This window comes from Piscibacillus salipiscarius, assembly GCF_042685285.1.
Lineage (GTDB): Bacteria > Bacillota > Bacilli > Bacillales > Alkalibacillaceae > Piscibacillus > Piscibacillus salipiscarius.
Genome location: NZ_JBHUMZ010000004.1, coordinates 1 through 13,536 on the forward strand (window position 1 = coordinate 1; position 13,536 = coordinate 13,536).

At 43.0% G+C, this 13,536-nt stretch carries 11 protein-coding genes; all 11 read right to left on the reverse strand.

Annotation, left to right across the window (positions count from 1 at the left end; translation table 11 throughout):
• Positions 1–150 precede the first annotated feature (150 nt).
• The 11 genes from glpX to ACFSW4_RS00380 all read right to left on the reverse strand — a co-directional run bounded on the left by glpX (position 151) and on the right by ACFSW4_RS00380 (position 13,528).
• Complete coding sequence (glpX, locus tag ACFSW4_RS00330) at positions 151–1,122, reverse strand: class II fructose-bisphosphatase (RefSeq protein ID WP_377326710.1); 972 nt, start codon at positions 1,120–1,122, stop codon at positions 151–153.
• 30 nt (positions 1,123–1,152) lie between these two features.
• Positions 1,153–2,439 carry a UDP-N-acetylglucosamine 1-carboxyvinyltransferase gene (locus tag ACFSW4_RS00335; protein ID WP_377326712.1) on the reverse strand — a complete coding sequence of 429 codons (1,287 nt, stop codon included), beginning with the start codon at positions 2,437–2,439 and terminating at the stop codon, positions 1,153–1,155.
• 64 nt (positions 2,440–2,503) lie between these two features.
• Positions 2,504–3,151 carry a fructose-6-phosphate aldolase gene (fsa, locus tag ACFSW4_RS00340; protein WP_377326714.1) on the reverse strand — a complete coding sequence of 216 codons (648 nt, stop codon included), beginning with the start codon at positions 3,149–3,151 and terminating at the stop codon, positions 2,504–2,506.
• A 221-nt stretch (positions 3,152–3,372) separates the two neighbouring features.
• Entirely contained in the window at positions 3,373–4,236 is an 864-nt protein-coding gene (fba, locus tag ACFSW4_RS00345) for a class II fructose-1,6-bisphosphate aldolase (protein ID WP_054754560.1), read from the reverse strand.
• Between the two features lie 69 nt (positions 4,237–4,305).
• Positions 4,306–4,674 carry a response regulator gene (locus ACFSW4_RS00350; RefSeq protein ID WP_377326716.1) on the reverse strand — a complete coding sequence of 123 codons (369 nt, stop codon included), beginning with the start codon at positions 4,672–4,674 and terminating at the stop codon, positions 4,306–4,308.
• 63 nt (positions 4,675–4,737) lie between these two features.
• On the reverse strand, positions 4,738–6,354 hold the full coding sequence (locus ACFSW4_RS00355) for a CTP synthase (RefSeq protein WP_377326718.1): 1,617 nt from the start codon (positions 6,352–6,354) through the stop codon (positions 4,738–4,740).
• A gap of 201 nt (positions 6,355–6,555) precedes the next feature.
• The gene (gene rpoE / locus ACFSW4_RS00360) at positions 6,556–7,032 is read right to left on the reverse strand and encodes a DNA-directed RNA polymerase subunit delta (RefSeq protein WP_377326720.1); all 477 of its coding nucleotides are present in this window, start codon (positions 7,030–7,032) and stop codon (positions 6,556–6,558) included.
• A gap of 328 nt (positions 7,033–7,360) precedes the next feature.
• Positions 7,361–10,585, reverse strand: coding sequence for a fused isobutyryl-CoA mutase/GTPase IcmF (gene icmF, locus ACFSW4_RS00365; protein ID WP_377326722.1), 3,225 nt, complete (start codon positions 10,583–10,585; stop codon positions 7,361–7,363).
• 5 nt (positions 10,586–10,590) lie between these two features.
• A complete protein-coding gene (locus tag ACFSW4_RS00370; RefSeq protein WP_377326724.1) occupies positions 10,591–11,208 on the reverse strand; it encodes a TetR/AcrR family transcriptional regulator in 618 nt (205 codons plus the stop codon).
• Positions 11,201–12,145 (reverse strand): methylmalonyl Co-A mutase-associated GTPase MeaB, encoded by a 945-nt coding sequence (gene meaB, locus ACFSW4_RS00375; RefSeq protein ID WP_377326725.1) that lies wholly within the window; start codon positions 12,143–12,145, stop codon positions 11,201–11,203. The genes ACFSW4_RS00370 and meaB overlap by 8 nt, the downstream gene beginning before the upstream one ends.
• Before the next feature lie 243 nt (positions 12,146–12,388).
• Positions 12,389–13,528 carry an acyl-CoA dehydrogenase gene (locus ACFSW4_RS00380; protein WP_054754564.1) on the reverse strand — a complete coding sequence of 380 codons (1,140 nt, stop codon included), beginning with the start codon at positions 13,526–13,528 and terminating at the stop codon, positions 12,389–12,391.
• Between the last annotated feature and the right edge of the window lie 8 nt (positions 13,529–13,536).

Sequence of the window (13,536 nt, forward strand, 5' to 3'; positions counted from 1 at the left end):
ATGATTATGTTTATCAAAAAATATGCGTCTTAGAATATTATCCATACTAAAAAAATACCACAGAACAGCGTTCTATGGCACAATTTTTATACTTTCTTATCTTTTCTTAAAAAAACGTTTCCGGCCCTTGCCGGAAACGTTCCATACACATTATTGGTCTGTAAACACGAGGTTTGGTTTTTTCTTTAGGCTGTGCTTGCCGTCGATGAAACGAACAGTGCCTGATTTGGCGCGCATGACGAGTGTTTCAGTTGTGGCGATGCCGCCTTTGAACTGAACGCCTTTTAACAGTTCGCCGTCTGTGATGCCAGTTGCGGCGAAAATAGCGTCGTCGCCTCCGCACAGGTCTTCCATGCGCAAGACTTTGTTAACGTCTTCGATGCCCATCTTATGGCATCGTGCTACTTGCTCGTCGTTTTTCGGAACGAGGCGTCCTTGGATTTCCCCGCCTAAGCACTTCAAACCGACTGCTGCTAAGACGCCTTCTGGTGCGCCGCCTTCTCCGAATAAGATGTCAACGCCTGTGTCATCAAAAGCTGTGTTGATGGCACCTGCCACGTCGCCTTCTGGAATAAGTTTAATGCGTGCTCCTGCAGCGCGAATCTCATCAATGATCGCCTGGTGACGCGGACGGTTTAAGACCGTTGCCACAACGTCTTCAACGTCTTTACCTTTAGCCGCTGCGACAGCTTTCAAATTATCCGTCACTGATGCATTCAGATCAATTTTTCCAACTGCTTCTGGTCCAACTGCGATTTTTTGCATGTACATATCAGGTGCGTGCAGCATCTTACCGCGATCTGCAATCGCGACAACTGCTAGTGCATTCCATGACCCTTCAGCGACAATGTTTGTCCCTTCAACAGGGTCAACCGCGATATCTACTTTTGGATTTTCAGCGCTGCCTAGCTCTTCTCCTATGTATAACATCGGAGCTTCATCACGTTCACCTTCTCCGATGACAACACGACCGTCCATTGGGATCGTATCAAATACATGACGCATCGCTTCTGTTGCGGCGTTATCTGCTTCTTCTTTTTCTCCGCGTCCCATCCATCGTGCTGAAGCAAGTGCAGCTGCCTCAGTTACACGTACTACTTCCATTGATAAACTTCTTTCCATGTTAAAAAGCTCCTCCCCTATATCGACACCTTATGAATTTTGGTATTGCTTCACTTCATCATCAGTCAAATCTTCACGCCAAACGTTAGCCCCTAAGGCTTCTAACTTGTCGGTTAAATTCGCGTAACCACGGTCGATGTGTTCAACACCTACAATTTCTGTCACGCCATTGGCCATTAAACCCGCAACGACAAGTGACGCTCCAGCACGTAGGTCTGTTGCTTTTACTTTCGCACCTTCTAACGTCGTTGGTCCGGTGATGACCGCTGAACTTCCCTCAACTTTTATATTCGCATTCATTCGGCGCAGTTCATCTACGTGTTTAAAACGGGCAGAATAAATCGTATCGGTGACAATACTCGTTCCGGTTGATTGCGTTAGCAGCGCTGTAAATGGCTGCTGGAGATCCGTCGGAAAACCTGGATAAACTAGTGTTTTAATATCGACACTCGACAGGACTTTATCCGTCGTCACAATCAATCGGTCATCTTCTTCGACAATTTTAACACCCATTTCACGAAGCTTAGCCGTCAGTGACTCTAAGTGAATCGGAATCACATTATCGATGACAACTTCTTTCCCCATAGATGCCGCGATAATCGTATACGTTCCAGCTTCGATTCGGTCTGGAATAATCGTGTGGCGACAGCCGTTTAAATGCTCGACACCTTGAATACGAATGACGTCCGTTCCTGCTCCTTTGATATTCGCACCCATGCTGTTTAAAAGGGTTGCGACATCAATGATTTCAGGTTCTTTCGCTGCGTTTTCAATAACGGTTTTTCCTTTTGCACGAACCGCTGCTAGCATAATATTAATCGTTGCGCCAACACTAACAACATCTAGATAAATTTTAGCGCCACGAAGTTCATCAGCTCTTAAGTAAATCGCACCTTGTTCGTTCGTTACCTGTGCACCTAGAGCTTCAAAACCTTTAATATGCTGGTCAATTGGGCGGGGGCCTAGATTACAACCCCCAGGCATACCAATGACAGCCTTTTTAAAACGGCCAAGCATAGCACCCATGAAATAATATGATGCTCTTAGCTTCTTAACCCGGCCATTCGGCAGTGGCATTGAAACCATATTTGATGAATCGATTGTCACATCTTCACCATTTTGTTCAACCTTACCCCCGATGTCTTCTAAAAGGCCTTTTAACGTTTGAATGTCTGAGATGTCTGGGAGACCTTCTAATGTCACTTCGCCTTCAGCCAAAATCGTTGCCGGGAGTAAAGCAACGGCACTGTTTTTGGCTCCACTTACTCGAACTTGCCCTTGTAACGTGTGTCCACCTTCGATGAGTAATTTTTCCATTGAATAAGACTCCTCTTAAGTTAATCTATCCTTATTATGCGAAAAAAGCTTTAAAACATGCTTCTTACTTGTTCGCTTGCTCCCAATCTGCTAAAAACTTCTCGATACCTTGATTAGTTAACGGATGCTTAACTAACTGTCCGATCACTTTAAACGGAATGGTTGCGATATGCGCGCCGTGTAAAGCTGCTTCATGAACATGCATTGGATGACGGACGCTTGCTGCAATAATTTCAGATTCGATTCCGTGACGGTCGAAAATCTCTGCGATTTCCGCAATTAAGTTCATGCCGTTTTGACCGATATCATCTAAACGTCCTAAGAACGGTGATACATAAGTTGCACCAGCACGCGCTGCAAGTAGGGCTTGGTTAGCTGAGAAAACAAGTGTTACGTTTGTTTTAACGCCTTGGTCTGTTAAGGCTTTACAAGCTTTTAATCCTTCTAGCGTCATTGGAAGTTTGATTGTAATGTTTGGTGCAATTTTCACAAGCTCTTCTGCTTCTCTAAGCATTCCCTCTGCGTCTTCTGAAATAACTTCTGCACTAACAGAACCTTCTGTTACGACTTCTGTTATTTCTTTTAAACGTTCGTGGAAAGATACGTTTTCTTTAGCTACTAAGGATGGGTTTGTTGTCACACCAGCTAAAATGCCTAAGCTGTGTGCTTCTTTAATTTCACTAATATTTGCCGTATCAATAAAAAATTTCATAATATTTGCCTCCTATAAAAATATTCAGATGGTATTTATGAATCGCTTTCGGTGGACGCTTTCCGCGGGCACGGCTCGAGCCNGTCGGCATTGGTCACAGGACGTGACCGCTTTTAGCCGACCCGGAGTCGCCACCTTAACTTTTAAATCATAATCAGAACCAATATTAAACACGAAAAGGCCAACCCAAGTTTTACGGATTAGCCATCTTCATATGGTTATTAAGCTTTATTTGACGAACCAAATTCGCGCATTTTACCGATAACGGTCTCTTTAATTTTCTCGCGACTTGGTCCTAAGTATTTACGCGGATCATATTGTTCTGGCTGTTCAGCTAACACCTCACGAACGACTTTCGCCTGAGCGATTTGGTTCTCGGTGTTCACATTAATTTTTGCCGTACCTAATGAAATAGCGCGTTGTATATCTTTTGTCGGAATACCAGTTCCGCCATGTAACACGAGTGGTACACCTGTTAACTTTTGGACTTCTTCCATTCGGTCGAAACCTAAATTTGGCTCACCTTTATATGGACCATGAACCGATCCTAATGCCGGAGCAAAGCAGTCCACACCCGTTTCGCGAACCAAACGGTCACATTCTGATGGAATCGCATAAGCGGCTTCTGCATCTTCAACAATGATGTCATCCTCTTGTCCACCGATGCGTCCTAATTCTGCTTCAACTGACACACCATGAAGGTGCGCTAGTTCAACGACTTTTTGTGTTAAAGCAATGTTGTCATCTAATGGAAAATGAGAGCCATCAATCATGACAGATGTAAATCCAGCATGAATCGCCTCTGCGCATTTTTCGAAACTTGAGCCGTGGTCCAAATGAATGGCTACAGGCACAGTTGTTTGATAAGACTTCATTAATTCGTTAACTAAAGCAGTGACGACATTAAAGCCACCACAATATTTCGCTGCTCCTTCCGAAACACCGATGATGACTGGAGATTGTTCTTCTTCAGCCGCTTGTAAAATCGCCTGAAAGTACTCCAGGTTATTAATATTAAATTGCCCAACCGCATAGCCTTCACGGTTTGCCTTGTTGAGCATCTCTGTCATAGATTGTAATGGCACAACTGGTTCCTCCTTGTGATGTAAATCGTACCTATTTAATAGAATACCAACTGCACCCTAAAATCGCAACTAAATCTTAACGTTAAGCCCCTCTAATATTTGGTGAATTTGTTCAACCGAAAAAGGCTTTTCTATCACATCAAATACTTCTGCATCGCCTAGATGATCTCGAAGTTCCTGTTCTGCCATCCCGCTCATTAACACGACTGGAATGTCTGCGGATTCTTCGTTTAACCGTCTAATAACCTCATCTCCGCGCCAAGGTTCCATTAAATAATCTAAGAAGATGATCTGCGGTAATTTTGTTAAAGCTTCTGTAAAAGCTCGATCTGAACGTTCATAAGTTGTCACATTATAATTTTCACGTCTAATAACTTCTGATAACAACAGACGAACGCCAGGTTCATCATCTACCACAAAAACCTCACCTTTAATCATCATTACCCCCCAGGTTGTTCAGTATAGTTTAACTTTACCAAAAAACGGGAGTTAATCAATCAGTTATTTTGTCGTAACTTGTCGTTTGCTTGCTAGACTGTGTTCGATAAAATCTCTAAATAAAGGCTGGGGGCGATTTGGGCGCGATTTAAATTCAGGGTGAAATTGTGAAGCCACAAACCATGGGTGATCCTTTACCTCGATAATTTCAATTAAGCGGTCATCTGGGCTCTTACCTGAAAAAACAAACCCAGCTGATTCCATGTCTTGTCTGTACTGATTATTAAATTCATAACGGTGGCGATGGCGTTCATACACGACTTCCTCAGCATAAGCGTCGTATGCTTTCGTGTTATCTTGAAGACGGCAAGCATAAACACCTAAGCGAAGCGTTCCTCCTAAGTCTTCAACATCCTTTTGTTCTGGTAAAAGATCAATGATTGGATGCGGCGTTGTAGGATTAATCTCTGCTGAATGTGCACCATCAAGACCTAACACATTACGCGCAAACTCGACGGTGGCAAGCTGCATGCCTAAACAGATTCCTAAAAATGGCACTTTGTTCTCACGCGCATATTTAATGGCAGAAATTTTACCTTCAATGGCGCGATCACCAAATCCACCAGGAACTAAAATCCCATCGACATCTGATAAATAATCAGCTGCGTTGTCATCGTTCACATCTTCAGAGCTGATCCATTTCACTTCAATATCAGCATCATGCGCGAACCCAGCATGTTTTAATGCTTCAACGACTGAAATATACGCATCCTGCAAGGAAACATACTTACCTACAAGCCCGATTGTAACTGTAGAAGATAGGTTTTTAACCTTTTGAATTAAACCTTCCCATTCATCCATGTTGGCCTCAGGCGTGCTTAATTTGAAATGATCAACCGCAAGCTGGTCTAATCCTTGCTGCTTTAATTCTAATGCTACTTCGTATAATACATCACAGTCTAATGCTTCTATTACTGCTTTTTCATTGATGTCACAAAACAGTGCGATTTTTTCTTTCATTTCTTTGCTAATTTTCATATCCGTTCTAAGCACAATCACATCTGGCTGAATCCCAAGTGAACGAAGCTCTTTTACGGAGTGCTGAGTTGGTTTAGTCTTCAGTTCCCCTGCTGCTTTAATGTATGGCACAAGTGTACAATGGATATACATGACGTTGTCACGACCAAGATCACTTTTCAGCTGACGAATCGCTTCTAAGAACGGTAAGCTTTCGATGTCCCCAACCGTTCCGCCAATTTCAGTGATGACAACATCTGCATTCGTTTCTTTACCAGCTTGGAAAACTTTATTTTTAATCTCGTTGGTGATATGCGGTATAACCTGCACAGTGCCGCCTAAGTAATCACCTTTGCGTTCTTTACGGATCACTGATGAATAAACTTTTCCTGTTGTGATATTGCTGTATTTATTTAAATTAATATCGATAAATCGCTCATAATGTCCTAAATCTAAGTCCGTTTCAGCACCGTCTTCGGTAACGAATACTTCACCGTGCTGATAGGGGCTCATCGTCCCTGGGTCGACGTTTAAGTACGGGTCGAATTTTTGAATCGTGACGTTTAGGCCGCGATTTTTTAGCAAACGACCGAGTGATGCTGCTGTGATTCCTTTACCTAAAGATGAAACCACTCCACCTGTTACGAAAATATACTTTGTCATGTTACATCCTGCCTTTCTATTACATCTGGATCGGGGAGTATTTATTATAAGTTTTCCTTATAAGTTCGATTTAACACTAATCATTTATTAAGAATCTCTATAAAAATAAAAAAAGCTCCCGAACTGAGTCGGGAGCTTGTCTATTTTTTGAGAGCCCACATAAAATCTTAAAGTTTTATATTTAAGAAGTCAAGCTAAACTTTATAAATCTTCTTCGTCGTCATCTTCAACGAAGTTATCATCGTCTTCCGGATCTTCCTCGAAAAGTTCTTCGTCATCATCTTCTTCAGTGACTAAGTCATCTTCTCCAAGTTCAGGTTCCACCTCATCTTCAAGAAGCTCTTCTTCTTTTTTCTTCTTTTTCTTCTTCTTCTTTTTCTTTGGTACTTCTTCAGTGAAGGAAATCGTATCATCTTCCTGCTGATCATATGGGTACCACTTTTTAAGGCCCCAGATGTTTGTACCAACTGACATAAAGCGTCCGTCAATATTTAAATCTGTATAAAATTGAACGATGTATTCTTCTTTTTCCTCTTGGGTGAATTCCTTTGCTTCTGCAATGAGTTCAAAGATTTCATTGAAGTTCATCGCTTTCTTTTCTTCTGCTAAGATTTCATAAGCAACTTCAACCATTGAAACCTCTTTAACTTCTTCCTTGGTATACTTTTCCAACGTCACTTCCAGCACTCCTTTACCCAATGTCGATGGCGGAAACCATAATTATGCTATTTTTCTAGTTTACAGAATACCACAACCATTAGTCAATTCAAGTACAAAATTAATTTTAGACATAAAAACGAGGATTTATTCAAAGTGGATGCTTTTTCGCTGTGGCAAAAAGGCTACTTCTCTGTTTTTTCCGTTAATTATCTACCCCTATTTGAAAAATATCTACCACGAAATTTGTCGACGAAGTAAAAAAAGCTTTTTTATCTACCCCTAAAGTTCCTTTATCGACCTTTTTGCATAAGGAAACCACCAACGGCGAGGTTGGTGGTTTGACTTATTACATATTACGACGGTACTGCCCGCCGACTTCGTATAAGGCGTTTGTGATCTGGCCTAGACTGGCCACTTTAACGGTTTCCATGAGTTCTTCAAACACATTACCGTTTGACGCTGCAACTTCCTTAAGGCGGTTTAATGCTTCTTCAGATTTGTCAGCATTTCTGTCTTGGAAGTCATGTAAATTCTTAATTTGTTGCTGTTTTTCTTCCTTAGAAGCACGGGCAACTTCCATCGAGTTGATTTCATCTTCTGATGGTGGGTTCGGGTTCACATACGTGTTAACCCCTACAATCGGAAGGTCGCCTGAATGTTTTTTACCTTCATAGTAAAGAGACTCTTCTTGAATCTTACCGCGTTGATACTGGCGTTCCATCGCGCCGAGTACGCCACCGCGGTCGTTAATGCGTTCGAACTCTTGTAAAACGGCTTCTTCAACAAGGTCAGTTAACTCTTCTAAAATAAATGACCCTTGTAATGAGTTTTCGTTTTTCGTTAAGCCGAATTCTTTGTTAATAATCATTTGAATCGCCATTGCACGGCGAACGGATTCTTCAGTTGGTGTTGTGATGGCTTCGTCATACGCATTAGTATGAAGCGAATTCGTGTTGTCTTGAATCGCGATTAATGCCTGCAGTGTCGTACGAATATCATTAAAGTCAACTTCTTGCGCGTGAAGTGAACGGCCTGATGTTTGAATGTGATACTTCAACTTCTGGCTTCGCTCATTCGCACCGTACTTATCGCGCATCGCAACCGACCAAATGCGGCGCGCCACACGGCCAATGACTGTATACTCAGGGTCTAAGCCGTTTGAGAAAAAGAATGATAAGTTTGGCGCAAATTTGTTAATATCCATGCCGCGGCTTAAGTAATACTCAACATACGTAAAGCCGTTTGCGAGGGTAAAGGCTAACTGACTGATTGGGTTTGCTCCTGCTTCAGCAATGTGATAGCCCGAGATTGAAACCGAGTAGTAGTTACGGACTTCATTATTAATGAAGTACTCCTGAATGTCCCCCATCATGCGAAGGGCAAACTCGGTTGAGAAAATACACGTGTTTTGTCCTTGATCTTCTTTTAAGATATCGGCTTGAACCGTACCACGAACAACTGAGATCGTCTCGACCTTAATTTGTTCGTACTCTTCTTGGCTCGGTTCGCGGCCGTTTTCGTCTTTAAACTTCTTCAGCTGCTGATCAATAGCTGTATTGAAATACATCGCTAGAATAATCGGCGCAGGACCGTTGATGGTCATTGAGACAGACGTCATTGGATCGACTAAGTCAAAGCCATCATAAAGCTTCTTCATGTCATCTAACGTACAAATACTTACGCCAGATTCTCCAACTTTACCGTAAATGTCAGGGCGCTCATCAGGATCTTCACCATATAGCGTCACGGAGTCAAAAGCTGTACTTAAGCGCTTAGCCGGTTCGTTTTTCGATAAATAGTGGAAACGGCGATTCGTACGTTCTGGCGTTCCTTCACCAGCAAACTGACGAGTCGGATCTTCTCCTTTACGCTTGAATGGGAACACCCCTGCCGTAAATGGAAAGGCACCAGGCACGTTTTCCATGAGCATCCAGTATAAACGGTCGCCCCAGTCGCGGTATTTTGGCAGCGCGACTTTTGGAACTTTAATTCCAGATAAGCTTTCCGTATTTAAGTCAACGGTAAACTCTTTATCACGAACTTTATAGGACAACTGATCCTTTGTGTACGTCTCTTTTAGCTCATCAAATTTATCAAGCTTTTCCTTGTTGTCAGCTTCTAATTCTTTCTCGTATTTCTCAATTAGCTGAATAAGCTCTTCAACTTGGCCGATTTCTTCTTCGGTTCCCTTTAATTGATAAAGCTTACGCGCAATATCGCTCTGTTTCTTCGCATCCTCTTTATACCCGTGCACTGTCTGCACGATATCACGTAAATATTGACGACGCTCTGGTGGGATGATTAAGTTTTGCTTTTCAACTAGCTTAATCTTTGTATCAAACGGAACTTCAGCCTCCCAGCCGTAACGGTCGTTAATTGTTTCTAAAATTGAAGCAAATAGTGTGTTCGTACCTGGGTCGTTAAACTGTGATGCGATCGTGCCAAACACTGGGAATGTGTCATGGTCTTCGTGAAATAGCATCCGGCTACGACTGTACTGTTTACGAACTTGATTAAACGCATCTTCTGACCCTTTTTGTTCAAACTTATTGATGACGATGAAGTCAGCAAAGTCGATCATGTCGATCTTCTCTAGCTGAGTTGGCGCACCGAATTCAGCTGTCATCACGTACATCGATAGGTCCGTAATCTCAGTGATCTCGGCATCCCCTTGACCAATCCCGCTTGTTTCAACAATGATGAAGTCAAAATCAGCTGCTTTGACAACGCGAATCGCATCTAAAATCGCCTGTGACAATTCCGTTTTTGAACTTCTTGTTGCAAGCGAGCGCATATACACACGTTCGTTAAAAATCGCGTTCATACGAATTCGGTCACCAAGTAGCGCACCGCCTGTTTTCTTCTTCGTAGGATCGACAGATAAAATCGCAAGCTTTTTATCTGGCACTTCGTTAATAAAACGGCGAACAAGTTCATCCGTTAATGAACTTTTACCCGCTCCGCCTGTTCCAGTAATCCCTAATACCGGCACGTCCTCGCGCGTAATTTTTAATAAATCTTGAAGCTTATCACTCGTGACGTCTTCATTTTCAACATGTGAAATAAGGCGCGCGATTGCTTGATAATCACCTTGTTGCGCTTTAGCTGCATCTGATTCAAGCTCAAGCGGCGTCGGATGATCGCACTCCTCTAACATCTGATTAATCATCCCTTGAAGACCGTGCTGACGACCATCTTCAGGTGAGAATATACGTGCTACTCCATGGTCATGAAGTTCTTTAATTTCACGAGGTAAAATAACCCCGCCCCCACCGCCGTAAACACGGATGTGGCCAGCACCTTTTTCATTCAGTAAATCAACCATGTACTTAAAATACTCAACGTGTCCACCTTGGTAAGAAGAAATCGCAATCCCTTGTACGTCCTCCTGGATTGCCGCATTAACCACTTCTTCAACCGAGCGGTTATGCCCAAGGTGAATGATTTCTGCCCCGCTCGCCTGCAAAATACGGCGCATAATGTTAATCGATGCATCGTGGCCGTCAAACAAGCTCGAAGCTGTCACAAAACGAACAGGATGCTTCACTTTGTAGACTTCCTGTTGTTGCATAAGGCTCATCCTCCTCTCGTCAGCTCAAGCTGACTTTTTAATAAATCAAATTGCAAATTCGTATACTCTTCAAGCGAAAATTCCTTTTGTAAAATCCAGCGCCTGAATCCCCACATTTGGCCTTGGATGAATATGTTATTGGCAATGATGGTCAGCTGGTCTCTCGTCATCCTAGGATAATTATTTTGAATAACCCGCTCCAAAAGATGAACCATCTGCCGTTCTTTTTCTAGCACATAATCCTGAGCATCCTTTGGTAGTGCTTTAAGTTCCTGATATAAGACCAAGACTTCATCTTGCATATCATCCATTAGTTCATAGTAAGACTTAACGGCTTGATATAGCGTGTCTTCTGACGTCTCTTTTGTATTAAAAACCGCTTCCATCCTCGCCTTTACTTCATCATAAATAGCGTCACAGACGAGAAAAAGAACGTCTTCTTTTTTTCTAATATATTCATATAGCGTCCCGATTGAAAAACCAGCAGCCTTAGCAATTTCTCTAGTTGTTGCACGGTGAAACCCTTTTTGCTTAAAAAGAGATACCGCTCCTTTTTGTAGCTGCTCACGACGCTTTTGGATTAATTGTTCATCCTTAATCGATGAATCAATGGGTTTAACCATCCGCTTCACCTTCTTTACGCCATTCCGATAACCACTTTTTCGCAAGGCTATACGGATCACCTGATTGCTTAAGCTCTTCTTGTTTATCAGAGTCGTTATTGACGAACTGATAAACGTCTTTCCATAATGCTTCTTGCATGAGTTCATAGACTTCATAACGAAGCTGCTCGCTTCGCTTCTTTTGCCCCTCGTCAGTCTCATCTAAGTAATGACGATGCTTTTGAAAAGCTTCAAATAATTTGTTAAATCCAAAGTTTTCATTCACACTCGTTTCGATGATTTGTGGCTCGAACCCACGGTGACCAGCAATATGAATGAGGTCACGCAGTGTATTCTTAAGTTTTCTAACGCCTGGTAAATCAGCTTTATTTAATATAAAAAGGTCTGCGATTTCCATAATGCCTGCTTTGAAAATTTGCAGAATATCACCACTGTTAGGTGTTAACATGACGGCGGTCGTGTCAGCAACCTTCATGATGTCGAGTTCAGACTGACCGACCCCGACCGTTTCAACGATAATGTAGTCAAAACCGTAAGCATCACATGCGCGAATCGCATCCTTAGTCGCACGAGCAAGCCCGCCAAGACTTCCACGGGTTGCCATACTGCGAATGAATACGTCTTGGTCGGTAAAATGCTTATGCATGCGTACGCGGTCTCCAAGAAGGGCGCCGCCGCTGAAAGGACTGGTTGGATCAACTGCGATGACCGCAACGTTGTATTGCTTTTCACGAAGCAAGGTGATGAGTTTATCAACGAGTGAGCTTTTGCCCGCGCCAGGCGACCCGGTGATGCCAATGTAATGGGCGTGTTTTTTGCGCGCGTTAAGTTCACTCATCAGCTCGAGTTTGTCTGGGTGGTCGTTTTCGATTAGGGTGATGGCCCGAGCTAAAGCTCGTTGGTCTTGATTCGCTATGCGGTCTGCTAGTTGATCCATTGGTTTCATCCTTTCTGTACTTATATAAATGCAAATGTGAAAATCCTAATTTGAAGAAGCAAGTAGTTCAAAATAATTTACGAAAGGCGGCGACTCCTGGTCGGCTAAAAGCGGCCACGTCCTGTTCGTCGCGGGAACAGCACGAGCTGAAAATCACCCAATACGAAACAATAGTGAGTTTTGGGAAGCCCTCGCCTTGCCTGCGGAAAGCGTCCGCCTGTAGCAAATCTAAAGTGAACTAACTTACTTCGTCACCATTCTTCCAATGACTAAACGTTGGATTTCTTGTGTTCCTTCGTAAATTTGAGTGATTTTCGCATCACGCATGAAGCGCTCAACAGGATAATCTTTCGTATATCCATAACCACCGAAAACTTGCACAGCTTCAACTGACACTTTCATTGCCGTATCACCTGCGTAAAGCTTTGCCATTGCTGATTCCTTCTGATACGGAATGCCTTCTGACTCGTTATACGCAGCTTGGTAAGTAAGTAGACGTGATGCTTCAACTTGAGTTGCCATGTCAGCAAGCTTGAAGGAAATGCCTTGATTGTTCGCAATTGGCTTGCCGAACTGTTCGCGCTCTTTCGCGTAGTCAGTTGCCGCATCTAAAGCACCTTGCGCAATTCCGACTGCTTGTGCAGCAATTCCGTTACGACCACCATCTAATGTAGTCATAGCAATCTTAAACCCTTCACCTTCTTCACCTAGTAAATTCTCCTTAGGTACGCGGCAGTTCTCAAAAATTAACTCCGTTGTAGGAGAAGAACGGATTCCAAGCTTTTGTTCTTTTTTACCAAATGAAAAGCCATCTGTGCCTTTTTCAACGATAAATGCTGAGATGCCTTTATGTTTCGCATCGACATCTGTTTTCGCAAACACCACATAAATATCGGCGACACCACCGTTTGTGATCCAAACCTTGTTACCGTTTAGGATATAGTCGTCACCGTCTTTTTTAGCTGTAGTGCGCATAGATGCCACATCACTACCTGCTCCAGGCTCAGATAGTGCATAAGCCCCTAAAGCTTCACCTGTTGCTAGGCGTTGTAAGAAGGTTTTCTTTTGATCTTCATTTCCGTAAGTATAAATCGGCCAGCTCGCAAGTGAGATGTGAGCGGATAACGTGACCCCTGTTGAGGCACAAACGCGAGATAACTCTTCAACTGCAATCGCATAGCTCACAAAGTCTGAACCTATTCCGCCGTATTCTTCTGGCCAAGGTATACCCGTTAGGCCAAGCTCTGCCATTTTGTCAAATATCTCACGGTCAAAGCGCTCTTCTTCGTCACGCTCTGCCGCCGTTGGTGCCACTTCATTTTCCGCATAATCGCGAACCATCTTGCGTAGCATCTGTTGTTCTTCTGTTAGTTGAAAATTCATGTTCAAGT